The organism is Desulfobacter sp. (genome assembly GCA_028768545.1).
GTDB lineage: Bacteria > Desulfobacterota > Desulfobacteria > Desulfobacterales > Desulfobacteraceae > Desulfobacter.
In genome coordinates this window covers 1758735-1785351 of record CP054838.1, presented here as the reverse complement: position 1 = coordinate 1785351, position 26617 = coordinate 1758735, and the positions used below count along the sequence as shown (strand labels likewise).

The 26617-nt window shown below is 46.0% G+C and carries 26 protein-coding genes and 1 pseudogene; 17 read left to right on the top strand and 10 right to left on the bottom strand.

Features of this window, described 5'->3' with window-relative positions; all coding sequences use genetic code 11:
• Nucleotides 1-36: 36 nt before the first annotated feature.
• From HUN05_08610 to HUN05_08575, 8 genes and pseudogenes are all read left to right on the top strand, one after another.
• Nucleotides 37-1487 (top strand): annotated as a pseudogene (locus HUN05_08610) (TolC family protein).
• 23 nt (nucleotides 1488-1510) lie between these two features.
• Nucleotides 1511-2500, top strand: coding sequence for an HlyD family secretion protein (locus HUN05_08605; protein ID WDP87988.1), 990 nt, complete (start codon nucleotides 1511-1513; stop codon nucleotides 2498-2500).
• Nucleotides 2497-3690 carry an ABC transporter permease gene (locus tag HUN05_08600; GenBank protein ID WDP85188.1) on the top strand — a complete coding sequence of 398 codons (1194 nt, stop codon included), beginning with the start codon at nucleotides 2497-2499 and terminating at the stop codon, nucleotides 3688-3690. The genes HUN05_08605 and HUN05_08600 overlap by 4 nt, the downstream gene beginning before the upstream one ends.
• A complete protein-coding gene (locus tag HUN05_08595; protein ID WDP85187.1) occupies nucleotides 3687-4844 on the top strand; it encodes an ABC transporter permease in 1158 nt (385 codons plus the stop codon). The genes HUN05_08600 and HUN05_08595 overlap by 4 nt, the downstream gene beginning before the upstream one ends.
• The gene (gene thrC / locus HUN05_08590) at nucleotides 4841-6229 is read left to right on the top strand and encodes a threonine synthase (GenBank protein ID WDP85186.1); all 1389 of its coding nucleotides are present in this window, start codon (nucleotides 4841-4843) and stop codon (nucleotides 6227-6229) included. The genes HUN05_08595 and thrC overlap by 4 nt, the downstream gene beginning before the upstream one ends.
• Nucleotides 6230-6351: 122 nt before the next feature.
• Nucleotides 6352-7521: an IS4 family transposase gene (locus HUN05_08585; protein WDP87987.1), complete on the top strand. Its 1170-nt coding sequence runs from the start codon at nucleotides 6352-6354 to the stop codon at nucleotides 7519-7521.
• A gap of 113 nt (nucleotides 7522-7634) precedes the next feature.
• The gene (locus HUN05_08580) at nucleotides 7635-7793 is read left to right on the top strand and encodes a hypothetical protein (GenBank protein WDP85185.1); all 159 of its coding nucleotides are present in this window, start codon (nucleotides 7635-7637) and stop codon (nucleotides 7791-7793) included.
• A 42-nt stretch (nucleotides 7794-7835) separates the two neighbouring features.
• Nucleotides 7836-8177, top strand: coding sequence for a hypothetical protein (locus HUN05_08575; GenBank protein WDP85184.1), 342 nt, complete (start codon nucleotides 7836-7838; stop codon nucleotides 8175-8177).
• On the opposite strand, the gene HUN05_08570 is transcribed toward HUN05_08575, so the two are convergent.
• Complete coding sequence (locus HUN05_08570) at nucleotides 8147-9361, bottom strand: ISL3 family transposase (protein WDP85183.1); 1215 nt, start codon at nucleotides 9359-9361, stop codon at nucleotides 8147-8149. The two genes, HUN05_08575 and HUN05_08570, sit on opposite strands and share 31 nt — an antisense overlap.
• A 178-nt stretch (nucleotides 9362-9539) precedes the next feature.
• Here HUN05_08570 and HUN05_08565 point away from each other — a divergent pair, with 178 nt between their 5' ends.
• A complete protein-coding gene (locus HUN05_08565; GenBank protein WDP85182.1) occupies nucleotides 9540-9944 on the top strand; it encodes a phosphotransferase in 405 nt (134 codons plus the stop codon).
• 413 nt (nucleotides 9945-10357) lie between these two features.
• Complete coding sequence (locus HUN05_08560; protein WDP85181.1) at nucleotides 10358-11569, top strand: IS256 family transposase; 1212 nt, start codon at nucleotides 10358-10360, stop codon at nucleotides 11567-11569.
• A 183-nt stretch (nucleotides 11570-11752) separates the two neighbouring features.
• Here HUN05_08560 and HUN05_08555 read toward each other — a convergent pair whose 3' ends face one another.
• The 4 genes from HUN05_08555 to HUN05_08540 all read right to left on the bottom strand — a co-directional run bounded on the left by HUN05_08555 (nucleotide 11753) and on the right by HUN05_08540 (nucleotide 14226).
• Nucleotides 11753-12805 (bottom strand): virulence RhuM family protein, encoded by a 1053-nt coding sequence (locus HUN05_08555; GenBank protein WDP85180.1) that lies wholly within the window; start codon nucleotides 12803-12805, stop codon nucleotides 11753-11755.
• A gap of 139 nt (nucleotides 12806-12944) precedes the next feature.
• On the bottom strand, nucleotides 12945-13235 hold the full coding sequence (locus HUN05_08550) for a HigA family addiction module antidote protein (protein WDP85179.1): 291 nt from the start codon (nucleotides 13233-13235) through the stop codon (nucleotides 12945-12947).
• A complete protein-coding gene (locus HUN05_08545; GenBank protein WDP85178.1) occupies nucleotides 13235-13513 on the bottom strand; it encodes a type II toxin-antitoxin system RelE/ParE family toxin in 279 nt (92 codons plus the stop codon). Before HUN05_08545 ends, HUN05_08550 begins: the two co-directional genes overlap by 1 nt.
• Before the next feature lie 125 nt (nucleotides 13514-13638).
• Nucleotides 13639-14226, bottom strand: coding sequence for an alpha/beta hydrolase (locus tag HUN05_08540; protein ID WDP85177.1), 588 nt, complete (start codon nucleotides 14224-14226; stop codon nucleotides 13639-13641).
• Nucleotides 14227-14537: 311 nt separating this feature from the next.
• Here HUN05_08540 and HUN05_08535 point away from each other — a divergent pair, with 311 nt between their 5' ends.
• Nucleotides 14538-15578: an integron integrase gene (locus tag HUN05_08535; protein WDP87986.1), complete on the top strand. Its 1041-nt coding sequence runs from the start codon at nucleotides 14538-14540 to the stop codon at nucleotides 15576-15578.
• A gap of 329 nt (nucleotides 15579-15907) precedes the next feature.
• Nucleotides 15908-16489: an ISAs1 family transposase gene (locus HUN05_08530; protein ID WDP87985.1), complete on the top strand. Its 582-nt coding sequence runs from the start codon at nucleotides 15908-15910 to the stop codon at nucleotides 16487-16489.
• Nucleotides 16490-16496: 7 nt separating this feature from the next.
• On the opposite strand, the gene HUN05_08525 is transcribed toward HUN05_08530, so the two are convergent.
• From HUN05_08525 to HUN05_08515, 3 genes are all read right to left on the bottom strand, one after another.
• A complete protein-coding gene (locus HUN05_08525; protein ID WDP85176.1) occupies nucleotides 16497-17708 on the bottom strand; it encodes an IS256 family transposase in 1212 nt (403 codons plus the stop codon).
• A 153-nt stretch (nucleotides 17709-17861) separates the two neighbouring features.
• Complete coding sequence (locus tag HUN05_08520) at nucleotides 17862-19022, bottom strand: hypothetical protein (protein WDP85175.1); 1161 nt, start codon at nucleotides 19020-19022, stop codon at nucleotides 17862-17864.
• A 56-nt stretch (nucleotides 19023-19078) separates the two neighbouring features.
• Complete coding sequence (locus tag HUN05_08515; protein ID WDP85174.1) at nucleotides 19079-19261, bottom strand: hypothetical protein; 183 nt, start codon at nucleotides 19259-19261, stop codon at nucleotides 19079-19081.
• Nucleotides 19262-19377: 116 nt separating this feature from the next.
• Here HUN05_08515 and HUN05_08510 point away from each other — a divergent pair, with 116 nt between their 5' ends.
• From HUN05_08510 to HUN05_08500, 3 genes are all read left to right on the top strand, one after another.
• Nucleotides 19378-19977 carry an ISAs1 family transposase gene (locus HUN05_08510; protein WDP85173.1) on the top strand — a complete coding sequence of 200 codons (600 nt, stop codon included), beginning with the start codon at nucleotides 19378-19380 and terminating at the stop codon, nucleotides 19975-19977.
• A 144-nt stretch (nucleotides 19978-20121) separates the two neighbouring features.
• Entirely contained in the window at nucleotides 20122-21030 is a 909-nt protein-coding gene (locus tag HUN05_08505) for a VOC family protein (GenBank protein ID WDP85172.1), read from the top strand.
• On the top strand, nucleotides 21030-21299 hold the full coding sequence (locus HUN05_08500; protein ID WDP85171.1) for a hypothetical protein: 270 nt from the start codon (nucleotides 21030-21032) through the stop codon (nucleotides 21297-21299). Before HUN05_08505 ends, HUN05_08500 begins: the two co-directional genes overlap by 1 nt.
• A 63-nt stretch (nucleotides 21300-21362) precedes the next feature.
• Here HUN05_08500 and HUN05_08495 read toward each other — a convergent pair whose 3' ends face one another.
• Both HUN05_08495 and HUN05_08490 read right to left on the bottom strand, forming a co-directional pair.
• Nucleotides 21363-22652, bottom strand: coding sequence for an Hsp70 family protein (locus tag HUN05_08495; GenBank protein WDP85170.1), 1290 nt, complete (start codon nucleotides 22650-22652; stop codon nucleotides 21363-21365).
• Between the two features lie 189 nt (nucleotides 22653-22841).
• Complete coding sequence (locus HUN05_08490) at nucleotides 22842-23825, bottom strand: hypothetical protein (GenBank protein WDP85169.1); 984 nt, start codon at nucleotides 23823-23825, stop codon at nucleotides 22842-22844.
• 381 nt (nucleotides 23826-24206) lie between these two features.
• Here HUN05_08490 and HUN05_08485 point away from each other — a divergent pair, with 381 nt between their 5' ends.
• Both HUN05_08485 and HUN05_08480 read left to right on the top strand, forming a co-directional pair.
• On the top strand, nucleotides 24207-25418 hold the full coding sequence (locus tag HUN05_08485; GenBank protein WDP85168.1) for an IS256 family transposase: 1212 nt from the start codon (nucleotides 24207-24209) through the stop codon (nucleotides 25416-25418).
• 207 nt (nucleotides 25419-25625) lie between these two features.
• On the top strand, nucleotides 25626-26600 hold the full coding sequence (locus tag HUN05_08480; GenBank protein WDP85167.1) for a BMP family protein: 975 nt from the start codon (nucleotides 25626-25628) through the stop codon (nucleotides 26598-26600).
• The last annotated feature ends 17 nt before the right edge of the window (nucleotides 26601-26617 follow it).

Here is a 26617-nt window from a genome sequence, read left to right as displayed (position 1 = left end):
GCAGTCTTAGATGAACCCATTAGTCTGCAGTCTTAGATGAACCCATTAGTCTGCAGTCTTATTTTATCCCCAACCCCTTTGCCTTTTAAACTTAGAATACAAGGCCTTGTAAAACAGGTCGCAATTTTATTAACATCAACCCTCTGCGTCCTGGCTTTTTCAGTTCAGACCCGGGCCGAATCCATCAGCTTTGACTCGGCCTGGCAAAGGGTTCAAAAAAAAATGATACCATTGCGGCGGCCCAGGAAAATCTTTTCCGGTATCAAAGCCTGCACAAGGCAAGCCTGGATCTGGACCTGCCAAAAGTCGACCTGACGGGAAATTATACCCGGCTTGACGATGATATCACCGTGTCCGGAAACCAGATCATTGAAAGCACCGGCGCCCAGGGCCAGGCTGCCCTGGGAGCGATCTACGGCGCTTTAGGTCATATTCTCCCCCCGGGGCTGACCTCCATCACATCAACCCTTGAAGAAAAAGACATATTCACCTCTTCCATTCGGGCGGTATGGCCGGCCTTCACCGGCTGGAAGATCACGGCCGCCCAGGGCAGGACAGATGAAGCCCAAAGCCTGCTGGAAATGAAATACCAGGCAAAATATGAAGATTTGACAAAATTTTATTTCAGTGTGGTGCTGACCCGCCAGGTTGTTGACACCAAGCGCTTCGTTGAAAAAGGGCTTGCCAGCCACCTGGATTCCGCCCTTAAGCTGGAAACCCAGGGACAGATTGCAAAGGTGGAACGCCTCCAGGCTGAAGCCTCCCTTTCCAAGGCACGGGTGGACCGTAAAAAAGCCGAACGGGATATAGAAATTGCCAAACTTACCCTGGCCCGGCTGCTCAAGACCGAGACCGATTTCACCCTTGAAACCCCTTTGTTTGCAAACAGCAACCTTGAGCCCCTGAAGCAATATCTTGAAAAAACACTGGCCAGTTTTCCAGGGCTTTCCCTGCTGGATGCAAAAGAAAAACAGGCCCAAAGCCTTATCAAGGCCGAACAAAGCGCATATTACCCCAACCTGCTTGTTTATGGAAATTACAGCCTATACGAACGGGAGAGCCTGACAGGGCAGATATTACCCGAATGGATGCTGGGGGCCGGGATCGATATCCCCATTTTTGACAATGGCGGCCGTAAAGACAAGGTCCGGGCGGCCCATCGGGCCCTGTCCCAGGTCAAACGGCTGAGAACCCAGGCCCAAAGCGATCTGAGCGTATTGGTTGAAAAAACATATTGTCAGGCCCAGCAGGCCCTTGAAGAATATTACGGCTTAAACAAAAGCATTGAACTTGCCAATGAAAACTTAAAACTTCGCAAAAAAGCCTTTTCCCTGGGATTGTCCACCTCCCTTGATGTGGTGGATGCCCAATTATACCTTGCCGGCATCACCACCCAGCAGCTGGTCTCCCAATTTACCTATGTGCTGAACCTGAACAAATTGTTGGCCCTGAGCAACCAGATGGGCCAATTTTCACAATACCTGTAATAATTGTCAGACAGAGGATTACAATAAAACACTTATCCACCTTATTTACCACTGCCGTCCTCATCGGGGGGGCAGTGTGGATCGGCATCAGTTTTTATCATGCCTACCAGCCCCAACCTGTAAAGCTGCAGGGTCAGATCGAAGCGGAACAATATTTTATCTCTTCCAAGGTCCCGGGACGCATCCATGAGGTCTTTGTCAAAAAAGGGGATATGATCACCCAGGGACAATTGATTTTCACCCTGGACAGCCCTGAAATTCAAGCCCGGCTCAAACAGGCAAAGGCAGGGGAAATGGCTGCCGGGGCCCTGGCCCAAAAGGCGGAAAAAGGCACCCGGGATCAAAGGATTTCCGCTGCCCGGGATCAATGGAAAAAGGCCCAGGCCGAATCAAGATTAATGGAAAAAACCTATGGCCGGGTGAATAATTTATTCAAAGACGGGGTGGTGTCAGAACAGAAAAAAGACGAGGCCTTTACCCAGTGGCAGGCTGCAAAATATACGGACCAGGCCGCCTTTCAGATGTATAAAATGGCCAAGGAAGGGGCCCGGGAAGAGACCAAACAGGCCGCAGCCCAAAAGGTAAACATGGCTGCAGGGGCAGTGGCTGAAGTTCAGGCGTATATGGCCGACACAAAGATCAAAAGCTGGTTCAAAGGCGAGGTCTCCCAGGTGATGCTCAAAAAAGGGGAATTGGCACCCCAGGGGTTTCCCGTGGTAACCGTGGTTGATATGGAAGATGCCTGGGCCGTGTTTAACGTCAGAGAAGACCTGCTTTCCCAATTTCAAAAAGGGAAAAAATTTACAGCAAGAATTCCCGCCCTTGACCGTGAGATCACCTTTAAGGTCACCCATGTGTCGGTGATGGGAGATTTTGCCACCTGGCGCACCACAGATCCTAACAAGGGATTTGATATGAAAACCTTTGAAGTCGAAGCCCGACCCGTGGATCGGGTGAACAATCTGCGCGTGGGCATGTCTGTGCTGGTTGACATTCAAACACCTGCCCCATGATTCCGGCCTTAAACAAAGCTGAGGGCGTTCCCAGCCCTTTTCAGGTCATTTTAAAGGACAAATGGCTGCTGGGGTTTTTAACCTGGGTGCCCCTGTCCATTGGGTTTTTAATCTGGATGATTTTTTCCCAGGGAATGGTGAGAGAACTTTCCATGGGCATTGTGGATCTGGACCACTCGGCTCTTTCCCAGAAAATTGCCCGATATTACGATGCCAGCCCCGACCTTAAGGTCACGGCCTATTTTCCAAGCCCCCAAGAGGCCAAAGCGGCCATGGTCCGCAGCCGTGTATACGCCTATGTGGTGATCCCCAAAAACCTGGAAAAAAATATCAACCAAAACCTTCCCCCTAAAATCAGCATATTCTACAACACCCAGTATATTCTCATTGGGAAAAAAATCAGTTCAGCCGTGCTCCAGGCCCAGGCCACCTTGAATGCCGGGATCAGCACGGGAAAAAACCTTGCCAAAGGAAACACGGATATCAGCCAGGCCCTGGGCGAAGCGGTGCCCATCCGCGCCCAGATCACGGCCCTGTTTAATCCGGGCACAGACTATGCCCAGTTTCTGGTTTCAGGCATTCTTCCGGCACTCTGGCAAATATGTATTGTGGTCGGCACCATTTTGGCCCTGTCAGCCTATATGCGCCAGAACACCTTGCTGATCCTTCTTGAAAAAAAACCAATCAAAAATATTTTTTTGGCTCTGGGAGTATTATCTCCCTTTTTCTTCGTCCAGGGCCTGACCTTTCTTGGATTTTTCTATCTATATTTGGGATGGCCCATGCACGGCAGCTGGACAATGCTCATTACGGCCCAGGCAGCCATGGTCTTTTCCTGCATGACCGTGGGGGCGCTTTTTTATTTTTTATTCATGGATCCCATCAGGGCCCTGAGCTTTGCCGGTGTATTTACAGCACCAAGCTTTGCCTTTATGGGCGTGACCTTTCCCAAGTCGGACATGAACTTTCTGGCCATGGCCTGGCGGGCCATGCTGCCGGTCAGCCATTATATGGAGGTCCAGATCGACCAGGCAAATTACGGAGTGGCGCCCCATCTGTCCTTGATCAAACTTTTTCCCCTGGCCGGGTCTTTCATCGTCCTGATCCTTTTGATTCTTTTGATCAAAGGCCAGGCCAAGAGCCCCCAGATACCCCCTTCCCCCACGAGCGGCCAAGGACTTGAACCATGAATTTTTTAACCCTGGTCCTCAATGAGATCAAAACAATTTTCTCAAACTCCTATGTCCTGCTCACGGTATTTGGCGGGGTTGTTTTTTATTCTTTTTTATATCCTTTGCCCTATGCCAACCAGGTGCCCAAAGAACAGCCCATTGCCGTGGTTAACCATGACAAAAGCCTGTTAAGCTATCAGCTCGAACGGATGGCAGATGCCACTGACAAGGTAAAAATCCACAGCCGCTGCCAAAGCCTGGAACAGGCCAAAGATCTTTTTTTCAAACAAGAGGTCTCGGGCATCCTGGTGATTCCCGCCAATTTTTATAAGGATATTTTACTGGGGAAGAGCCCCACCCTGGCCTATGCAGGAGATGCCTCATACTTTCTTGTCTTTGGTGCCATTGCCCAGGGCATTACCCAGGCCCAGGCCACCCTGGGCGCCCAGATAAAAATCATGGACATGGTCAAACACGAGCCCATGGTTCTGGCCAAGACCCAATATGCCCCGGTTCATATCAATGCCAAACCCTGCTTTAACCCCACCATGGGATATGTTCACTATGTTGTGCCGGCGGTCTTTATCCTCCTGCTCCACCAGACCCTGATCATGGCTGCCGGGATTATCACGGCCACCCCGAAAAAAACCAGGCCCGGCCTCACCGGCAACTTGAAAAATCCGGGCAGGCTCAAACTGATTCTGGCAAGGACCCTGGTATTTTCAGCCATCTACCTGGTATTAAGTTTATACTGTTTTGGATGGAGTTTTAACTTTTACCAGATCAGCTGCCTTGCCCGCCCCCTTGACCTGATGATCTTTCTGACCCCGTTTTTAATTTCAGTTTGTTTTGCAGGCATATTGACCGGCATCATTGTTCCGTCAACCGAATACGTCATTGTCCTGGTATTGATCAGCTCCATGCCCCTTGTTTTCAGTGCAGGATTTATCTGGCCCCTTGAAAGCCTGCCCCAATCCATTGTCTGGTTGTCCAATCTCGTTCCCAGCACCCCCGGCATTCAGGGATTTTTAGCCCTGAACCAGCTGGGAGCAACACTGGAGGATGTCAGACCCCTGTGGTGCCATTTGTGGCTTTTATGTTTAGGATGGGGAACTGCCTGTTTTCTAGCCTGCAAAAAAGTTTACGATCCCACCCAAAGGAGGCAAAGGTGACCATCAAATATATCTCTACTTTGGGCCGCAGCCAGCCTGTGGAATTTGACGAGGCCATTCTTTCAGGCTTTGCCCGGGACAAAGGACTTTTTGTTCCGGACACCCTGCCCTGGTTCTCCCGAAAACAACTCTCCCAGATGGCCGAACTTTCATATACCGACCTGGCCCATATGATCCTGTCCAGATTCATCCCTGAAAAAATCATTCCCCCGAAGACCTTAAAAAGAATCGTCAAAGAGAGCTTTGCCCAATTTACCCCGAGAGAAGTCCTTCCCCTGGTGCCCTCTTCTCTGGATCCCTCCATCCTGATCATGGAGCTTTTCCACGGGCCCAGCCTCTCGTTCAAGGATATTGCCATGGGATTTTTAATCCGGGTCATGGATTATTTTCTCCAACAAAAAAAAGAGCATCTCAACCTGATCCTGGCCACCACCGGAGATACAGGGCCTGCAGCAGCCCATGCCTCGGCCGGGAAAAAGACCATTGACTGCTGGCCCCTTTTTCCCATGGGCATGATCACGGATGAACAAGAACGGCAGATGACCTGCCTGGACGCCCCCAATGTCTATCCCGTGGGGGTGGACAACTGCCCGGACGGCGGTGACGACCTGGACCGGGTGGTGGAAAACCTGTTTAGTCATAAGGCAATAAAACAGGAGTTAAACCTGTCCAGTGTCAACTCCATTAATTGGTGCAGGATCATGGTCCAGTCGATTCATTATTTTTACGGGTATTTCAGAGCCTGTGACGCCATTGGTGACCCCATTGTTTTTTCAGTCCCCTCAGGGGCATTTGGAAATCTTTTTGCAGGCTATCTGGCCAAGGCCATGGGCCTGCCCGTAACGAAATTCATCTGCAGCGTCAATGCCAATAAAACCCTTTACCAGGCCTTTTCCACAGGAATATTTCAAAAAAACCACCGGGTCTCCACCCTCTCCTCGGCCATTGATATTGTCCTGCCCTATAATTTCTGGCGGTTTCTCTACTTTGCCACAGGCCGGGACAGCAAAAAGATTCAAATGTGGATGGAACAATTGGAAAAAACCGGAAAAGTTGTGCTTGATCCTGACACCAGGCGATCCATGGGAAAAGATTTTTGCGCAATTTCCATTGATGATGAAAAAACACTGGAAATTATGGGCCGCTGTCTTGGGGGGCCAAGTCCCTGCCTTGTGGATCCCCATACCGCCGTAGGCATTGCAGGAGCCCTTCTGATGAAGCCTGAATTTTCAACTGCCACAAAAATCATCTGCCTGTCCACGGCCCATCCCGGTAAATTTCCCGAGGCCACAGCCAAGGCCATGGCCATGATCAAGGCCCAAGGCAAGCCTTGCCCCAAACTGCCCGAAACAGCCACCCACCCTTTTCTGACTCAAAATCAGTAGTGTCCGGTTAGGTTGTTGCATATAAAAAGCATCTAAAATCATTGAAAAAACAGTCTGTTTTGTGTTGACAAATGTGCGTAAAAATTTTTGTGCGCCTTGAAAATTTAACTCAAGGAGCTCAAATGACGCACATCTCAGTCCCTAAAAAACAACTACGGTCCCTGAACTTTGACAATTTCAGGTGCCCTCTGATAAAGTCACTTTCAAAAGCACCGGAATTACAATCTCGAGGAGACCGCCCTTTAAAAATGACATTCGAAGACCAGATAAATGCTTTGGTTTATTTCCATCTTCAGGAGCACAAGTCTGCCCGACATTTAATTCAGGATCTCAAGGAGAATGTTTTTGCTAAAGAAAATATTGCGCCAGACGGTGGTATCAGCCGTAGTAGTTTCTGTGAAGCCATCAATCACAGGGGACTCGAACAACTGCAATTTATCTTTGAGGATCTTTATAAACAGGCTCTTGAGTGTCATCCGGGTGAACACGCCGAGTTAGGAGAGTTGGTTTCCATTGACGGTAGTCTCATAAATGCAGTCCTTTCAATGCACTGGGCGAACTACAGAAAAGGAAGTAAAAAAGCCAAAGTACATTGCGGATTTGACATTAATCACGGAATCCCAAACAAAATCTTTTTGACTGAAGGCAACGGCGCTGAACGCACCTTTGTTCCCAAAATAGTTTCCAAGGGGCAAACAGGTGTTATGGATCGTGGATATCAATCCCATAAAGAATTTGACCTGCTTCAGGAGCAAGGCAAACATTTTGTCTGCCGTATAAAAACCAGGACAACAAGAACAATTATTGATAACCACGAGACCCCTTCCGACAGCTACATTTTTTATGATGCACTGGTTAAACTTGGTACTCCGAATCAAAACCAGACGAAAAGGCCTGTTCGGGTTGTTGGCTATAAAATTGCTGGCGTCAAATACTATGTGGCAACTGACAGGCATGATTTAACAGCGGAACAAATAGCAACAATTTATAAACTCCGGTGGACCATTGAGGATTTTTTCAAATGGTGGAAAGAACATCTGAAGGTATATCATCTCATTGCCCGCAGTGAATACGGCCTTATGGTTCAGATTCTTGGCGGCCTTATCACTTACCTGTTACTGGCAATCCATTGCCAAAAACAGTTTAATGAAAAGGTCACGATCAAAAGAGTTCGGCAGCTGCGAACCGCCATTCTAAATGACCTGTTTGGCTGCGAGGAGCAGGGCTCTCATAGTTCAAACAGGGACAATATTGTCAAAGATCAAAAAATTATTGAGCAAGTAAAAACCTAACCGGACATCACTGACTCAAAATGCCAAATCGATCAGAAAATTAAGGATATGTAAACTTGAGGATCTTGAATCAGAACTGATCCGGATCATGACAGATCAAAATAAAGGCAGCCATGGCTGATTACACCTGTCTGAATCAAAAAGATCTTGAATCCCTTCTTGCCTTCTATGATCTCGGCCCCCTGGAAAACGCCCGGGCCCTGGAAGGCGGGCAGGCCAATTCCAGTTATAAAATCACCACTCCAAAGGGAGAATTCACCCTCTCGGTCTGAGATGAAAAAACAGACAAAGAGATCCATTGCCTGACAAAGGTATTGACCCTCCTGGAAATCCAAGGGATTGCCTCAACCCGGCTGATCCCCGCCCGGACAGGAAAAGGCTTTATCCATTTTAAAGATAAACCCGTATATATTAAAGAGTTTCTGCCCGGCCAGATCATTTCCCGGCTGACCTGTTCCATGGTCAAAGAAATCGGGCAGGCCATGGCCGAAATTCACAGGATAACGCCCCCTGAATACCTGCCCAAGGCCTTTCCCTACGGTGTTTCAAATTTTGAAAAACTCGTCAAAAAAGAGATCTCCCATCCCTTTATTCCCTGGCTCAAGGCGTACAAGCAATATATGGTTCATCCGATTAATGCGTACCTTTTATTGTGAAGGTCCAAAAGTTTCAACCTGAAAAACTCCGAATCCCTGTATCCATAAGCTTTCCGTTTCATGGTTTTTATCTTGTTATTTGTCCCTTCTAAAGGACCTGTAGATATCCTGTAATCATAGTATGAAAGGATTCTTTGCCTGTGCACAGCCAAGGTCTTGGCAAATTTCATCAACATTGGAATTTTGGAAATATTGGCCAGATTGATCCAATTGCTGACTATCTTTTCAGCTGTTTCTTTTTTCTTTTGATTCCATATTTGCCTGAGTTCCTCTTTCATGTAGTAGACTACCAATAGCGGCTGATTTATTTTCAATGCTTCTTCTAACCGTTGGGCCTCCTTCTTGTCATCACTGAGGTTTTCGGGATTTTTTAACAAAAGCCACCGGACTCCCTTCAGAAGTTTTTGTTGCCCGGTATTGGCAAGAAGGTTGTAGAGCTTTCGCCTGAAATCCGACAGTTTCTCATTGAACAATTTAACAACATGAAATCTGTCAAAGACAATTGCTGAACCAGAAAGATTTTCAATAACAGCACTCAAGTATGCCGGGGACATATCGATGCTGACGGCTTTGATTTTTGCTTTCGATATTTTCACTTTTGTCCAAAAAGATTTCAAAGCTTCACCACCTTTTCCTTCTCCCACGTGCAGAATTCTACCGGATTCCAGATCCATCACGATGGTCAAGTATTTATGCCCTTTCCCTATGGAAATTTCATCTATGGCAATCTGCCGGACTTTCTCAAGGGGGATATTTCGATAACGCCTCAGCAGGTCTTCTTTCTGGATCTGCTTTATCGTATCCCAGCTGATCCTTAAATGGATGGCAATATCTTTGATTGTCATGAACTGAGACAACTCCAAGACATACCGTTCAAAAGCCCGGGTATAGCTTTTCCCCTCCTGGGCAAAGGATAGTTTGATTTGCCGGACAAATTGACAGAACGAACACCAAATTCTCTGGATAGCCGTCCTGAGAATCACGGGTTTTGAACCTACCGGTATTGTTCTGAGATCTCTTGTCACAATCCCTTTCCTGGTGACGGACCTGGAATTACATTCCGGGCATTTTACCGCCTCCGGTTTTGGTATGAGTTCAAAAGTGATTATTCCACCGATGAAACGTGTTGTTTTATAAAAGTAGTCACGAAGGCCAAAGGCATGGTATATGAAGCTTGTGGACATTAATTCATTCTCCGATTTTGTGCGAATAACACAAAAAAATTAGAACATGATCATGTTCACACCATCATTTCAAGCATAAAAATCCTTACTGTGTTATTGCCTTCCCAGTGATGTTTCTCAGTCCAGGTACGCGATTTTCTGATGAACCCAATATATTCAAACCCAATTGGATCCCTCCATGGCCAAAGGATTTATCCACGGGGATATCTTCTGGGACAATTTGCTCTTTGACAGGGAAAGGCTTACGGCGATTCTGGATTTTGAAGAGGCCTGCCAATACTATTTTCTCTTTGACCTGGGCATGACAGCCGTGGGCTGCTGCGCCGACAGCCAGGGCTTTGACATGGACAAGGTGGCCTGGATGCTCAAAGGCTACCAGACCACCTTGCCTCTGGGACGAAAAGAAAAAAACCAATACAAAATTTTTATGATCTATGCCGCAGTCTCAGCGGCCTTCTGGCGGTTCAGACAATATAATATCCGCTATCCTGACCAGGAAAAGAAAAACAACTACAAGGAGCTTGCAGAGCTGGCCGATCAGATCCGAACCATGGATCAAAAACAATTCATGCAGATTTTCTAAACCTGATCTTGATGGCCGTTTATCACAGCCGTGAATAAAAAAAATCTATCCTCATAGTATCCCCATTGATCATTTTAACAACTCCCCGGTCTGCCTGCCCGGCTCAGCAAATCATGCAAAACAGGCCAAAGTGGGCCCCAAGGCGGCAAAGATCAAACAGCTTTTAAGGCAGGTTAAAAATTTAGCCTGAAACATCTTATCCTTGTCTGAAAAAATCCGGTTGATCGTATCAAAACAGGGTTGACCTTACCTATCCAAAGCACACAACAGCTTATGGCATTATCCTGATTTTTTTTGGCCAGCCCACGCATGTCCAGGTGAATTACCCAAATAAGCGGTATTATCGAGGGCGTTCAAAATTCTGTGTCAGTTGAATGAAAGCTGATATACTCAGCTAAATAAGGAGAACTGACATGACCGAAGAAAACACCGAATTTGATTTTCAAAAAGCCCTTAAAGGCATCCAGGAAGGTAAACCCTTCACAGGTAAGGGCGGCGTCCTTACATCATTAATCAAAAATCTTGCTGAAGCTGCTCTTGAAGGAGAGTTGGAGTCCCATCTCGGGCAGGAAGTTTCTGCCAACCGCCGTAATGGAAAAAGCAAAAAGACCATTAAATCCCTGGATGGTAAATTTGAGCTAAAAACCCCGCGTGACAGGGCCGGAACCTTCTCTCCACAGATCGTCAAAAAACATCAGACAACGCTCAGCGATGAAATTGAAAGAAAGATAATAGCCCTTTACGGCCTGGGCATGAGTTATAATGATATGGCTTCCCATTTACAGGAAATCTATGGACTTGAGATTTCAAATGCCACTCTGAGCACCATTACCGATAAAATCATTCATACTGTTAAAGAATGGCAGGCCAGGCCGTTGGAAAATGTGTACCCAATCGTATGGCTTGATGCCATACATTATAAAGTACGAGAAAACGGAAAGGTCGGCAGCAAAGCCGTTTACACAATTCTTGGGGTGAATATCGAGGGCCGCAAAGAGGTTCTTGGGCTGTACATATCCGAGAATGAGGGTGCGAACTTCTGGCTGCAGGTGTTAACAGACCTTTCAAACCGAGGGGTAAAAGATATCCTAATTGCCTGTGTTGATGGTCTGAAAGGTTTTCCCGAGGCCATTGAGACCATATTCCCGGACACAGAAGTTCAACTCTGCGTAGTCCACCAGATCCGAAATTCATTGAAATACGTTGGTTCCAAAAATAAAAAGGAATTTATGGCAGATCTAAAACGTGTTTATAAAGCGGTTAATAAGGATCTGGCCGAAGAAGAACTGGATATTTTGGAAAACAAATGGAATGACAAATACCCGATTGTGATAAAATCCTGGCGGAACAACTGGGAGCGCCTCAGTCATTTCTTTAAATATCCAGAAGAGATCCGACGGATAATATACACCACAAATACCATTGAGGCTGTGCATCGACAGTTTCGAAAACTGACCAAAACAAAGGGATCGTTTCCTAACCAGGACAGCCTGTTAAAGCTGCTTTACATGGGGATCCAGAACGCCAGTAAGAAATGGACAATGCCGGTTCAAAACTGGTCACTGACAATTTCCCAGTTGGCAATTTTCTTTGAAGGCCGGCTGGATAAAGAGCTGGGAATTTGATAGGGATTTATTTACAGATGGAAAAGATGGTTCCAGGAACTCCGCTCCAGCAAAAGCCAACTCCTCCGACGTGGCAGATTGAAGGCCCATTCTCGGACCTGGCTTTTACTTCCGCTGGTGCCGAGACAGATCCGGGAACCGAAACCGTGACACAGAATTCTGAACATTCCCGTATTATCCGCTTCATTTGATTTGTTGGTTTTGACAAAGGAGATTCATTATCAATTTGATTAATGTGTCTTTCTGTTTTGGATCAGATTCTGCGACCAATAATGTGAGTGCCGCAAGCCCAGTGTCATTAATCACTGGTTGCCCGGCATCGGACAATAGACGACCATTTCGATGTAAAAAATCTACAAGTAAAAAAGCACCACTCCGTTTGTTTCCATCAGTAAAAGGGTGATTTTTAACCACAAAATAAAGTAGATGAGCAGCCTTACTTTCAATTGTCGGATAAGCTGGTTGACCAAATACACTTTGGTCAAGGTTTCCGAATATAGCGCCAAGACTGTCCCTGTGAGATGGATTTGCGAATAAATCCGAAGCTTTCCCCTTGGCTTTTAGTTGCTTTTTCAGTTCTAAGAGCGAGTCCATTGCATCTTCAGGGTTCACAAGTTTGCCACCAGTTTGACCTTCCGGTTCTTTAAGCAATCCTTCATCATACTGTTGCAGCCATAGAAAGGTCTGAGTGTATCGACTGAGGATATCAACAAGACCTCGTCCCATATCTGTCTTCATAGAGGGCGATTGAGCAGCTTTCTGAATTAATGCCATTGCATGTTGAAGTTCAACAGCATTCTGTTTGAAACGCTGTTGATTGATGCTGTACCCCTTGACAAGGTATTCTTTCAGGCGCTGAGTGGCCCATATTCTGAATCGAGTCCCTTTTTTTGAATTAACCCTGTAACCAACCGAAATTATGGCATCAAGATTGTAAAACTTAATTTTCCTGCGAACCTGACGTTTGCCTTCCTGACGAACTACCGAGGATTCCTCGGTCGTTGCCGGTTGTTCCAATTCGCCGGATTTATAAATATTTTTTAAATGCAGGCCGATTGTATCGGAATTTTTATCGAAGAGTTCTGCCATCTGAGCCTGTGAAAGCCAGATGGTTTCTTTTTCAAGGCGGACCTGAATTTGCGTCTGGCCATCTTCGCTTTGATAGATTTCGATTTGTTTGTTTTCAGTCAAACTTGTTTCTCCATTCCATAAAACCCGTATTGTAGTTACATACATCGAATAACATGGGACTGCCCTTTTTTGCTATAAAAATAACGGTTGAACTGACGGGCCGCGCCACAGCACTTGAAAAAGGCGGCTGAGCTGCTCGCGGTCCCGTCCAGTGATGGGTTCTGTGTGGTTTTCGACAAATTACTTAAGCTGGAATTGATAGTGGCTCTATTTCAGAAAGATCGATACTTTGTTTAGCTTGCCAAAGGTCATAGCTGTCCTGCATACGAAGCCAACTTTCAGGACTACGGCCCAAGCATTTTGATAGTCGTAGAGCCATTCCAGGACTGATTGCACTCTGTCCTTTAATGAGCCTTGAGAAGGTTGAAGGCGAAACCTTGAGTTGTAAAGCAACGCTGCGGGGCGATACATTTAAAGGCTCCAAATAAACTTCTTTGATGAATTCCCCAGGGTGGGGAGGGTTATACATGGCCATTAGTGATAATCCTCATAATCTACAATATAGGCATTCCCATCTTTAAACTCAAAAACGATACGCCAGTTTTTGTTTACATCAATCGCCCATAATCCTTGGCGATCACCTTTTAAACTATGGAGCCGCCAACCGGGAGTATTCATATCTTCTATGCATGTTGCCGTATCAAGTGCGATCAGTCGAATTCTGAGCTTTTGTTTGTGCCCGGGTTGAATACCTGACAACTTACCAGTTTCAAAGAACTTACGCAGCCCTTTGTGTTTAAAGGTTTTTATCATGAGTTAAGTATACAGCATGATGCGCAATGCGCAACACAAATTTTAGTATTTGCACAAAACACAGAACGATTTAAATCAGCGGCGCGGCTTTTTGCGTCCGCTGAATTTTTTGGTTGGGCGTGCTATCACTTACCCCATTCTTTCAGAAACTGATAAGACACAAATCGAAATACATCGGGACACGTCCACATAAAAGGGTGCTCTCCGTCATTACTTAAGAAGGTGATGCAATTTTGAATTTGTTTGGCCATACGTATGTTCTGTTCACCAATATCAGTAATAAAAGAATCTTTTAAACTGCCGGTAAGAAGAACAGGGCAGTTTATAGCGTCCAGCCTTCCGTCAAAAAGATTCCCACCCCTATCCGCAAAACTCAACAATAGCTTACTGTCTTCGTTCACGACATCTTCCCAGTCATCACCATTTGCATATTCCCAAAAGTCTATCTGATCTTTGGTACGTAATTCTCTGTTCGCTACTTCCTTACGCAAATCCTTTGGTGAAAATAATTCGGCACAGCTATCTGCTATGACTCCTGTAACTTGTTCAGGATATTTGATTGCGAGAAGCAATGCTATATTCGCCCCACCACTTGTTCCCATAACCACGCAGTTTTGCACACTTATCCCACCAATCATCCTGCCATGATGATAAACGCTGTGACTTACCTGTTCCTCGAAAATCCAAAGATACTGTATGATAGTATTTCCCAAAATGATCCAGTTCTCCCTCATGACATGCGGAAGACGCTGTATTTCCGGGAAGTATCAATAAAAGCTGGCCGGAACCCTTTTCATTATAAAAGAGAGAGAAATTATCATTTATAAAAGTTGGCATTAAACCTCCATATGTTTATTACGACGTCCAACAGTGATAATAATTGGAAACTTTACATCATATAGCCTTATCTCTGCAAATATTTTCCATATTATTTTTGATTACTGTTGTTAAACTGGAAAACTTATTCCAGGATATCAAGCCATTCTTTACATTCTCCATGAGAACAAGTATTATCATGGTTGCCATGGAAAACAAGAAAAAATTCACTCCTAATCCAAACTTTAAGCTGCTTGACCAAGTCCGCGAAACGTTGCGCTATTATCATTATGCAAGGTCCACAGAAAGGACCTATTGCCAATGGATTATGCGCTATATCTATTTTTTTGAAAAAAAAGTCCATCCAAAGGATATGGGGGAAAAAGAAATTGAGCGTTTTCTCTCCCACCTTGCTACCCATGAAAAAGTAGCCGCCTCTACCCAGAGGCAGGCACTTAATGCCCTGGTATTTCTCTACCGTGATGTTCTGTTAAACCCTCTTGATGCCTCAATCGCACCTGTTCGCTCAAAACGGAAAAGACGGCCGCCAACTGTTTTGACAGAAAAGGAGGTGAAAAGCGTATTGGATCATATGCGTGGCACACACATGCTGATGGCGAGACTGATCTACGGGTCCGGCATCCGGCTTATGGAGTGTATCAGGCTGCGCATCCAGGATGTGGATTTTGGGCAGGGTCAGATTTATGTCAGAGATGGCAAGGGCGGAAAAGACCGTACCACCTATCTTCCTAAAATGGTCGTAGAGGAACTGTTGCAGCAAATTGCGCGTGTAAAAAGTCTCCACCAACAGGATCTTGATGAGGGCTTTGGTGCTGTGTATCTGCCCAATGCCCTGGCAAAAAAGTATAAAAACGCGGCAAAAAAAACCGGGTGGCAGTATGTCTTTCCTGCTCGTTCCCGCTCTATTGATCCGCGTAGTAAGATCGAGCGGCGTCACCATGTTCTTGAGTCAGGATTACAAAAAGCAGTAAAAACGGCGGTGGCAAAATCCGATATTGATAAACGAGCCACCGTCCACACCCTGCGTCACTCTTTTGCCACTCATATGCTTGAGCATGGTGTGAACATCCGCGTCTTGCAAGAACTTCTCGGGCACGCTGATGTAAAAACCACGGAAATATATACCCATGTCATGCGCAAGGATATTCATCGGGTGCAGAACCCTCTCGACCGCCTCTATAAAAAAGGAGGTGGGAACGAACAACAGACTGGCAACGCGTTCACATGAAGTTGACAGGGTCATCGCATGTAACTTTTATTAAGATTCGTCCTTACCCGGCTGGAATAGGTGAGGGGGATTCCGTTAAATCTTAAGCGGTCGTCCTGACCGCTTAAGAAGCGGAAATGATCGGACCTATGCCGTCCTGGCGGGCCGCTCATTTACGCCACGCCACCCCCTTCACCCTATCCCAGCCTGGCTCTCCTGGCTTGCTATAGTATATGAGCATCGAACAAAATTTTCCTAGACATCGCTGCACAGATACGATATATATGGCAATAAACACAAGGAGTTGCCAATGAACGAAAAAAAAATCTCTTGAAACTTTTTTTGACAATATTCAGGACCCCAGACACCACAATAAGCTTCATAATTTAATTGATGTCGTCATCATCGCAATTTGTGCGGTAGTTGCTGGCGCAGACACTTATGAGCAAATTGAAAACTTTGGCAAAAAGAGAAAAAGGTGGTTGTCAAAATTTCTAAGCCTTCCCCATGGGATACCCTCCCATGACACCTTTGGCAGAATTTTTGAAAGGATGAACCCGAATGAATTTCAGAGCAGTTTTATGCACTGGGTTCAGTCGGTTGCAAAGATGACCAAAGGTCAAGTCATTGCAATCGACGGCAAAACTCTAAGGCGTTCACACGATACCTCCAATGATAAGAAAGCCATTCATATGATCAGTGCGTGGGCTTCGTCTAATAAAGTGGTTTTAGGGCAATTAAAAACCGAAGAAAAATCAAATGAAATTAGGGAATGTTCAGAATTCTGTGTCACGGTTTCGGTTCCCGGATCTGCCTCAGCGCCAGCGGAAGTAAAAGTCAGGTCCGAGAATGGGCCTTCAATCAGCCACGTCGGAGGAGTTGACTTTTGCTGGAGCGGAGTTCCTGGAACCATCTTTTCCATCTGTAAATAAATCCCTATCAAATTCCCAGCTCTTTATCCAGCCGGCCTTCAAAGAAAATTGCCAACTGGGAAATTGTCAGTGACCAATTTTGAATCGGCATTGTCCATTTTTTACTGGCGTTCTGGATCCCCATGTAAAGCAGTTTTAACAGGCTGTCCTGGTTCGGGAATGATCCCTTTGTTTTGGTCAGTTTTCGAAACTGTCGATGCACAGCCTCAATGGTATTTGTGGTGTATATTATCCGTCGAATCTCTTCTGGATATTTAAAGAAATGACTGAGGCGTTCCCAGTTGTTCCGCCAGGATTTTATCACAATCGGGTATTTGTCATTCCATTTATTTTCCAAGATATCCAGTTCTTCTTCGGCCAGATCCTTATTGACCGCTTTATAAACACGTTTTAGATCTGCCATAAATTCCTTTTTATTTTTGGAACCAACGTATTTCAATGAATTTCGGATCTGGTGGACTACGCAGAGTTGAACTTCTGTGTCCGGGAATATGGTCTCAATGGCCTCGGGAAAACCTTTTAGACCATCAACACAGGCAATCAGGATATCTTTTACCCCTCGGTTTGAAAGGTCTGTTAACACCTGCAGCCAGAAGTTCGCACCCTCATTCTCGGATATGTACAGCCCAAGAACCTCTTTGCGGCCCTCGATATTCACCCCAAGAATTGTGTAAACGGCTTTGCTGCCGACCTTTCCGTTTTCTCGTACTTTATAATGTATGGCATCAAGCCATACGATTGGGTACACATTTTCCAACGGCCTGGCCTGCCATTCTTTGACGGTATGGATGATTTTATCGGTAATGGTGCTCAGAGTGGCATTTGAAATCTCAAGTCCATAGATTTCCTGTAAATGGGAAGCCATATCATTATAACTCATGCCCAGGCCGTAAAGGGCTATTATCTTTCTTTCAATTTCATCGCTGAGCGTTGTCTGATGTTTTTTGACGATCTGTGGAGAGAAGGTTCCGGCCCTGTCACGCGGGGTTTCCAGCTCAAATTTACCATCCAGGGATTTAATGGTCTTTTTGCTTTTTCCATTACGGCGGTTGGCAGAAACTTCCTGCCCGAGATGGGACTCCAACTCTCCTTCAAGATCAGCTTCAGCAAGATTTTTGATTAATGATGTAAGGACGCCGCCCTTACCTGTGAAGGGTTTACCTTCCTGGATGCCTTTAAGGGCTTTTTGAAAATCAAATTCGGTGTTTTCTTCGGTCATGTCAGTTCTCCTTATTTAGCTGAGTATATCAGCTTTCATTCAACTGACACAGAATTTTGAACGCCCTCTGAAATTACGGCCATTCCAAATCTTTTAAAACTTTTAGATATCTCGGGCTGCATTATAACCATGGGCGCATTCCCATTTTCCCGGTTATACCGCTGGCACTGGATTGTGCATGTTTGCCATCTGCTTCAGGCAGTTCCAACGCCCTGCTTTATAAAATGATCGCAGCATAATCATTTTTTCTGCATTCTCCCGATACCAAAAGATGCATGGACCTTTAAGACGTAAATTCACGACTCTCCGAATCGAACTTTCAATAGCACCGCTGCCAATAGGTAAGTTCAACGCTTTTACAGTTGAGAAATTAAGCCTCAATTCATTGCGCACAAAATAATCCCGTTCCGTCTTGATAGCCTTACTGTTTCTGCCTCTACAAAGCTTCTGGACGGCCTGTACCACCTCAATCGCCTTTCCCTTCAGCAGAAGACCTCGCTGCTTCAATACCCAGCGTTTGCGTTCCTTGGATGACCAGGTCTTCCTTAAGCCTGCTACTGTACCCAGATGCTCAACTGCATGGTAGAAATCGAGAAGTTCATACACACGCTCAGGAGCCAAACCCAATGCTTTTAGCAGTCCAGGGATTCGATTCCAAATCCAATGTGCCCCATCTGCAACAAACAGTATTTTGTCTGAGTTCTGAATATGAAGGGAGTTCAAATAACCCTTTAACAAGTGGAATACACCATCCGGTCCATTGAAACAGCCATCAATAAATGGTGAAAAGCTTTTTTCTTGTTTTCCATGGGCGTCCACTACATAAATGATCAAAAGCTTGGGTTCTCGCCATGCCCCACGAAATCGGGTTCTATCCTTTTGGGTTTTTGGTCCCCTTTTCTTCTCTCTGAGCCGAGTGCGGCCACCATCAGTGCTGATAACGACTCGCCGCCCTTCAAGTAAATCTCCATCATTTAATGGGATTCGGCCCGCTTGTTGTTCGGCTCGAGCCCGCTCTGCGTACCGATAGGTCAGTTTGCGGATGACCTTTATACCCAACGTCATCCCACGGTCACAAAGCACTTGACGGACTTCTTCAAAAGAACTTAATAAGGCTGACCAAGAACTCACCATAGAAGCCAAAGCAGGCGAGTAGCGATCATGGATTCCAAGAAGGATTAAACCAGCGTATGCACCTTTATATCTTTTTCCTTTTCGGCGGTCACAGGACCTTCGATAGTATCGAACATGAATATCAACCGAACTATCTGTACAAAGCTGAATCCAAACGGTCTCAAGCCTTTCGCTTTTCATCCGTCCCGGCCAATTGGACATCAATTCTTTTTCTTGGTCGACCTGTTCAGAGGAATCTACTGAGGCCTGGATCTTTTTTTTAAAAAAAAGGCGCTTATCCGATTTGTATACTCAAGGATTTCCTGCTCCATCTGTTTTAATTCGTTAGCGTTACGAACCAAGCGATTTGGATCTTCTTCCAGTTCTTTGAGGCATGCAAGGACTTCATCAACAGTATTACAATCTTCAGCTTTCTTCATTAGCACAATCCATTTATGTTCATTTCAGCGTAACAGAGGATATCATTCTTTTTGCTCTAAAAGACAGGCCTTTTTAAAACCGGGAAAATGGGAATGCGCCCATAACCATTGATGCCATGGGCACTCAAAAGAAAATCGCTGAAACCATAATAAACAAAGGGTGTGACTATGTCCTTGCCCTGAAAGAAAATCATAAAACCTTGCATGATGAAGCGGTACTTTTTTTCAATAAAATGGAAGAAATGAAAAATCAGGGGTACCAGTTTAATGAACAGACCAGTGTTGACGGAGGGCACGGTCGAGTCGAAACGCGCAGGGCTGTGATAACCTCTGATATTGATTGGTTTGAAGATAAAAAAAGTTGGAAAGGTTTGAAAAGTATTGGAATGATTGAATCCACCCGGGAAATGGACGGCCAGATCAGTCATGAAAAGCGATATTATATATCGAGCCTGGATAGCGACCCCAATATTTTTGGTAATGCTGTCAGGAGGCATTGGGGAATTGAAAATTCAGTGCATTGGGTATTGGATATTGCGTTCCGTGAAGACGAAAGCAGAGTCAGAAAGGGGAACTCTCCTGAGAATTTTGCAGCGATTCGGCACATTGCATTAAATTTATTACGGAACAATAAGACATTTAAAGGGAGTGTAAAAACCAAAAGGTTGAATGCTGCTATGGATATCAAATATCTGGAGGAAGTTATGTTTGGATGATACTTGAACCAATCAAAACTATAGGCACTTTACAATATTTACATGCGTGAGCCCTGATGAAGTTGACTTTTCCCTATAATCTGCTAAACAATTCATCATAGCATCCTCAATTTTAATTTTGGTTAATCTATCGGGATACAAAAAATGCCTTTAAAAACATGCCCAAGTCCGATTAAAGTCTTTTCCATTTTGCTCTTTTATCTTTGCCTTGCCTCTTTTTTTTGGGGATGCGCCAGCACCCGGATCAAGCTTCCTGAAATGAGCCAGACGGCCACAGGGCAATATCATGAGGGCCGATTTGTCTGGTTTGATTTATATACAGATGATTTGACAGGCTGTAGCCTTTTTTATGAAAAATTGTTTGGCTGGTCTTTTGAACACCTGGGCAGCCCCAATGTCCGGACCATTTTGAAAAACGGGGTTCCCATTGGCAATGCCGTCTATTCCAAACCCCTGAAAAAAGAAATCAAAGAATCCAGATGGCTGGGGTTTATTTCAGTCACAAATGTTGACGAGGTATCCGAAATCATCCAGAAAAATAAGGGAAGCCTCTATATTCCGCCCAAAGACCTGCCGGACAGGGGCAGGGTCTGTGTGGCCATTGATCCCCAGGGCGCCATCTTCGGCATTGTCAGGGCCAAAGGCGGAGATCCCATGCCCCCGGAAACATTGGAAAATCAATGGATGGGCAGTGAACTATGGACCACCCATAAGGATGCGGCAATTCAATTCTACCAAGGGATCGCAGGCTATGGCACACGGGAAATCAGCATGGAACCCTTTGGCCAATACACCTTTTTGACCAAAGAAAACCGATCTGTGGCAGGCATTGTTCAAATCACCTGGGACCATGTTAAACCCAACTGGCTTCCCTATATTGCCGTGGCCGATGTGGCCTTGATTTCCCATAGAGCAGAAAAATTAGGCGGAAAAATCCTTGTCAGCCCCGAGCCAAATGTCAAGGAAGGCCATGTGGCAATCATATCTGATCCGTCCGGGGCGGTATTTGCCGTTCAGCAATTACCAACTCAAACAACTGGGGAGGATCAATAATGAGCGCCAGACAGCTGTTTTTCTTCTTGTTCGCCGGCCTTGTTTTTGCCTTGGCCGGCGGTTGCGGCACCACAAGTGTTGATCCCTATGTGAGTGTCCATTACGGAATGCACTGGGGAACCTATCATCACCGCCACCACCATCACAGGCCCCCGCCCCCGGGTGTCCGCCCGCCAAAGCCCAAACCCACACCGCCCATTGTACGCCCGCCAAGACCGCCCGGACGGCCGTCAAAACTTCTGGCAAGACCTCCGGCAAGGCGAAAATAAATACAAGCGTATACTAAAAAGCTGAGACCGACGACAGCACCGGAAAAAACAAGACCGGGAAGGTTAGGCTAGAAAACTGGCATACAGGCCCAGGCCATAAGCCACCGAGGTAAAGGCATCACCGATCCGTATTTTTTGGTGTCCGATTTTTTCCTCGAACAAGGCCCTGATCAAAGGAATATATGAAGAACCGCCCGTCAAAAAGACCAGGTCAATATCATCAGGCTCCAGCCCGGCATTGGACAGGGTCTGGTCAATGCATTGGTCAAGGGAGGCTATTTCTTCCTGGATCATGGTTTCAAATTCTTTTCTGAACACAGGTTCGTCAATGGCCATGCCAGAATCGTTAAAAACAACCTGGGCACTCCCATGGTCGGATAATCCGCACTTGGCCTTTTCAATGGCCTTAAAAAGCAGATACCCGTAATTGGAATGAATGAGATTCTCAAGATTTTCCAGGCGCTTTTTATCCCTGAGCTTGGCGCCGACCTTAAGCTCTTTGATATTGTTCAATGTGGCGGGCCGGCGCAGCTGGGGGATCAGATGCCATTGCATGAGCCTGCGGATCACCAGGGGGGAAAGGCCTGTAAGATTATCACTGAACATGGATTTGACCTCCACATCCCGTCCATAATGCCAGGCGATTTTTTCCCGCATGATCATGGAGTCAAAATTATCGCCGCCAATATAGACCCCGCCCACAGAAAGAATATCCTTCTGCCTCTGGTCCATGGTTTTCCCCGCACCCTGTCTGGCCCTGTGAATGGTAAAATCCGAACTGCCCGCCCCGAAATCTCCGACCAGGACAATTTCTTCCTTTCCATGGGCCATGCTCTTTTCATGGGCAAGTGCTGCTGCAATGGGCTCCATCTGGAATTCCACATTTTTAAATCCGGCCAGGTGGGCCGCCCGGATCAAGCGGTCCTGGGCGGTCTGCTCCCGCACCCTGTCCTGGGAAAAAATCACAGGCCTGCCCAGAACCAGGTCTGTCACCTCTTCATTAATCAGGCGTTCGCCCCTCTCCTTCATCACCTTGAGAAAAATGGAAATTAATTCTTCCAAGGTATAGGTTTTCCCGTAAATAGATGTTTTTTCAAACCCCGTATCCGGCAGAAAGGTTTTAATGGACTGCATATAACGGCCTTCGGCCTCATTCTCAATATATTGACGAACCCCTTCATACCCGACAAAAGAGCGGGTATCTCCCCCCTGTTTTAAAAAATACAGGATGGATTTAAGGGAATTGGAGATGGGATTTTCAGGATCCACATTGAGAAGTGTCACGGTATTGTTTTTAGAAACAGATACCGCTGAGTTGGACGTACCAAAGTCAATGCCGAAAATAGGGGCCATAATTTTTCCTTAAGTCTGGTTTACAAGCAAGGCCGGATACTTACAGAAATCTGAACAGATTGTAAACCTTTTTCAAGGAAATAACCCAGGGAACCCATTGCGCTTTTTCGACCCGGCTTGCCCTTTTACCCGTACAAAACCAGATCAAAACGGCCAGGGTCAGGCACCTGCCTGACCCTGAATTTTTTTTTAGATCATGGATTGGATCCAGGCAAGGGAACGATTACACACCTCGCCTAAATCCACCGGTCCGAACCGCTGGGGATCAAGGTCGGGACAGCGTTCAGCCAAAAGCTGTTCAAAGGTCACCCCTTCATCGGCCAATCCCTTGACCCGGGTCCAATAATCATGGAGGTCGTCAAGGTATTCAGGGGGCCAGAACGCCCTGGATCCGGCATCATAAATGGCACAGCGCTGGATGGGAAAGCTGGGATCTTCATATTGGGAGGTGATAAATTCAGGGGCCATGACGGCATTGAGGCGGAGCAGATCGGTTCCGGTAACCTTTATCCTGACCCGGGTCTTTTGGGTGGGCACGGTAAAACAGCCTTCCAGATAGACAAGACAGGTTTTTTCATAACCGGGAAACCGTTTGCGGCACATGGCATCCATGTTCTCAAGAATTTCACCGGCCCTGGGGCCGCCAATGGTAAAAAAGACAATGGACCGGAGTTTGGTGCCCTGTTTTTCAGCCTCTGACACCAGGGCCTGCATGGCATGCTCAAGACTGGTGCCCGTGGCCACCACATCCCCGATGACAATGGAGGCTGTTTTAGGCATATAAACCTTGGAATATTCACTCTCTACAATGTGCCATCGTTCAGGGGAATCATCATCCCGGGCCCGCTGGGCCGAAATAAAGGAACACCCGTGGCGGTTCCAGCCAAAGGCCTTTCCCAGCGCCTCCCTGAGCCCGAAATTCAACCCGCCCCTGAGAATATCATAAACAATGGTCTGTTTTTCTTCCAGACAGGAAATGCCCTGGGCTGACAACTGCTTTAAAATCCTTGCACAAGCCGCTTTAAGTTGATGGGTATAATCAAGCCCCATCACCTTGGGATTGTTTGAAATGGCACGGGTTTCAGGGGTGGTGGCAACAATTGAATCTATATGTTTTCCCGAAGTCATGCGATATAAGCCGCAGTCCTGGGAAATGGCAATTTTCTCTAGCATTTGTTCTCTCCGTTGGTATGATATTGGGGCCGTTTACAGGCACAGGTTTTTTAATCTGGAAGATGGATAATGTAAAGAAAATATAGGGTAATCCCCAGGATTCACCCAGGGGCTGCCACAGGTTAGAACACAAATTTGTGATTTCAATTCCTGCCAAACTACAAATTTGTCATGAATCAACACCTCCTTTTCAGGGTGCTTGTATTTTTCCAATCAAAATGGTAATAATCCGGGCAAAATTTAGCCTTTGTTCATGGTGTGGTTTTTAGATCCCCGCAAAACCGCATGATGGGCCCCGCTCGGGGTGATTATTGAGGGCGTTCAAAATTCTGTGTCAGTTGAATGAAAGCTGATATACTCAGCTAAATAAGGAGAACTGACATGACCGAAGAAAACACCGAATTTGATTTTCAAAAAGCCCTTAAAGGCATCCAGGAAGGTAAACCCTTCACAGGTAAGGGCGGCGTCCTTACATCATTAATCAAAAATCTTGCTGAAGCTGCTCTTGAAGGAGAGTTGGAGTCCCATCTCGGGCAGGAAGTTTCTGCCAACCGCCGTAATGGAAAAAGCAAAAAGACCATTAAATCCCTGGATGGTAAATTTGAGCTAAAAACCCCGCGTGACAGGGCCGGAACCTTCTCTCCACAGATCGTCAAAAAACATCAGACAACGCTCAGCGATGAAATTGAAAGAAAGATAATAGCCCTTTACGGCCTGGGCATGAGTTATAATGATATGGCTTCCCATTTACAGGAAATCTATGGACTTGAGATTTCAAATGCCACTCTGAGCACCATTACCGATAAAATCATCCATACCGTCAAAGAATGGCAGGCCAGGCCGTTGGAAAATGTGTACCCAATCGTATGGCTTGATGCCATACATTATAAAGTACGAGAAAACGGAAAGGTCGGCAGCAAGGCCGTTTACACAATTCTTGGGGTGAATATCGAGGGCCGCAAAGAGGTTCTTGGGCTGTACATATCCGAGAATGAGGGTGCGAACTTCTGGCTGCAGGTGTTAACAGACCTTTCAAACCGAGGGGTAAAAGATATCCTGATTGCCTGTGTTGATGGTCTAAAAGGTTTTCCCGAGGCCATTGAGACCATATTCCCGGACACAGAAGTTCAACTCTGCGTAGTCCACCAGATCCGAAATTCATTGAAATACGTTGGTTCCAAAAATAAAAAGGAATTTATGGCAGATCTAAAACGTGTTTATAAAGCGGTCAATAAGGATCTGGCCGAAGAAGAACTGGATATCTTGGAAAATAAATGGAATGACAAATACCCGATTGTGATAAAATCCTGGCGGAACAACTGGGAACGCCTCAGTCATTTCTTTAAATATCCAGAAGAGATTCGACGGATAATATACACCACAAATACCATTGAGGCTGTGCATCGACAGTTTCGAAAACTGACCAAAACAAAGGGATCATTCCCGAACCAGGACAGCCTGTTAAAGCTGCTTTACATGGGGATCCAGAACGCCAGTAAAAAATGGACAATGCCGATTCAAAATTGGTCACTGACAATTTCCCAGTTGGCAATTTTCTTTGAAGGCCGGCTGGATAAAGAGCTGGGAATTTGATAGGGATTTATTTACAGATGGAAAAGATGGTTCCAGGAACTCCACTCCAGCAAAAGTCAACTCCTCCGACGTGGCTGATTGAAGGCCCATTCTCGGACCTGACTTTTACTTCCGCTGGCGCTGAGGCAGATCCGGGAACCGAAACCGTGACACAGAATTCTGAACATTCCCTGATTATTTAACTTTTTTGCCGCAAAAGGATGATTTATGAAGCGTTTATTGATGATTGCAAGTCTAATGTTCTGTGTATTATTTACTGCCCAGGCCATGGCCGCAGATAAAATCAAGGTGGCCGGAATCTATACCCAGCCCATTCAGCAAAAATGGGATGCCTGTCTTCATAAGGCCCTGCAAAAAGCTGCGGATGCCGGAGATATTGAGTATGTCTATTCTGAAAAAGTCTCGAATACCGATTATATCCGGGTTCTCAGGGAATATTCTGAAAACGGCATGGACCTGATCGTGGGCGAGGCATTCGGTATTTCCAGGGACGTTAGAAAAGTAGCCAAAGATTATCCCGAAACTGCCTATCTCATGGGAGACACATTCGGGCCTGCCCAACCCGATCTTTCCGTCTTTGACAACTATATTCACGAGCCCTGCTTTCTCATGGGCATGATTGCAGGTCAAATGACAAAAACAAATAAAATCGGCATGGTGGGCGGATATCCCATCGGTGAAGTCAACCGGCTCTTTAACGCCTTTATGGCGGGTGCCAAATCCGTAAATCCCAAAGTTGAGTTCAAGGTCTCTTTTATCGGGTCCTGGTATGATCCGCCAAAGGCCAAAGAATTTGCCTATGCCCAGGTAGAGGCAGGGGTGGATGTCCTCTATGCAGAACGTGCAGGGGTTGTGGATGCGGCAAGGGAAAAAGGGATCTTAGCCTTTGGCAATGTCAACGACATGAACAAGGAAGAAAACGGGCAGGACGTGGTTGTGGCCTCTGCCCTCTGGCACATGGAATCTGCCGTAAACAACGCCATTGCCCTTGTAAAGGCAGGAAAATTCAAGGCAGAAGATTATAAGGAATGGACCATGATGAAAAAAGGCGGGGCAAGCCTTTCCCCCTTTTATGAATTTGAAGATAAAATTCCTGGGGATATTAAAGCCAAGGCAGACCAGATCAAGGCCGGCACCTTTATTGTTGAAATCAACGATACCGAACCCAAATCCACCTTTTAAACACAAGGTAAGCCAAC

Excerpts from the sequence above, each read along its gene's own strand:
- HUN05_08600 (WDP85188.1), top strand. The coding sequence starts at position 2,497 with ATGATTCCGGCCTTAAACAAAGCTGAGGGCGTTCCCAGCCCTTTTCAG.
- HUN05_08505 (WDP85172.1), top strand. The coding sequence starts at position 20,122 with ATGCCTTTAAAAACATGCCCAAGTCCGATTAAAGTCTTTTCCATTTTG.
- HUN05_08555 (WDP85180.1), bottom strand. The coding sequence starts at position 12,805 with ATGTATGTAACTACAATACGGGTTTTATGGAATGGAGAAACAAGTTTG.
- HUN05_08585 (WDP87987.1), top strand. The coding sequence starts at position 6,352 with ATGACGCACATCTCAGTCCCTAAAAAACAACTACGGTCCCTGAACTTT.
- HUN05_08525 (WDP85176.1), bottom strand. The coding sequence starts at position 17,708 with ATGACCGAAGAAAACACCGAATTTGATTTTCAAAAAGCCCTTAAAGGC.
- HUN05_08570 (WDP85183.1), bottom strand. The coding sequence starts at position 9,361 with ATGTCCACAAGCTTCATATACCATGCCTTTGGCCTTCGTGACTACTTT.
- HUN05_08580 (WDP85185.1), top strand. The coding sequence starts at position 7,635 with ATGGCTGATTACACCTGTCTGAATCAAAAAGATCTTGAATCCCTTCTT.
- HUN05_08550 (WDP85179.1), bottom strand. The coding sequence starts at position 13,235 with ATGGCCATGTATAACCCTCCCCACCCTGGGGAATTCATCAAAGAAGTT.
- HUN05_08535 (WDP87986.1), top strand. The coding sequence starts at position 14,538 with ATGGAAAACAAGAAAAAATTCACTCCTAATCCAAACTTTAAGCTGCTT.
- HUN05_08565 (WDP85182.1), top strand. The coding sequence starts at position 9,540 with ATGGCCAAAGGATTTATCCACGGGGATATCTTCTGGGACAATTTGCTC.
- HUN05_08545 (WDP85178.1), bottom strand. The coding sequence starts at position 13,513 with ATGATAAAAACCTTTAAACACAAAGGGCTGCGTAAGTTCTTTGAAACT.
- HUN05_08495 (WDP85170.1), bottom strand. The coding sequence starts at position 22,652 with ATGGCCCCTATTTTCGGCATTGACTTTGGTACGTCCAACTCAGCGGTA.
- HUN05_08490 (WDP85169.1), bottom strand. The coding sequence starts at position 23,825 with ATGCTAGAGAAAATTGCCATTTCCCAGGACTGCGGCTTATATCGCATG.
- HUN05_08480 (WDP85167.1), top strand. The coding sequence starts at position 25,626 with ATGAAGCGTTTATTGATGATTGCAAGTCTAATGTTCTGTGTATTATTT.
- HUN05_08595 (WDP85187.1), top strand. The coding sequence starts at position 3,687 with ATGAATTTTTTAACCCTGGTCCTCAATGAGATCAAAACAATTTTCTCA.
- HUN05_08500 (WDP85171.1), top strand. The coding sequence starts at position 21,030 with ATGAGCGCCAGACAGCTGTTTTTCTTCTTGTTCGCCGGCCTTGTTTTT.
- HUN05_08485 (WDP85168.1), top strand. The coding sequence starts at position 24,207 with ATGACCGAAGAAAACACCGAATTTGATTTTCAAAAAGCCCTTAAAGGC.
- HUN05_08560 (WDP85181.1), top strand. The coding sequence starts at position 10,358 with ATGACCGAAGAAAACACCGAATTTGATTTTCAAAAAGCCCTTAAAGGC.
- HUN05_08515 (WDP85174.1), bottom strand. The coding sequence starts at position 19,261 with ATGAAGAAAGCTGAAGATTGTAATACTGTTGATGAAGTCCTTGCATGC.
- HUN05_08520 (WDP85175.1), bottom strand. The coding sequence starts at position 19,022 with ATGAAAAGCGAAAGGCTTGAGACCGTTTGGATTCAGCTTTGTACAGAT.
- HUN05_08510 (WDP85173.1), top strand. The coding sequence starts at position 19,378 with ATGGGCACTCAAAAGAAAATCGCTGAAACCATAATAAACAAAGGGTGT.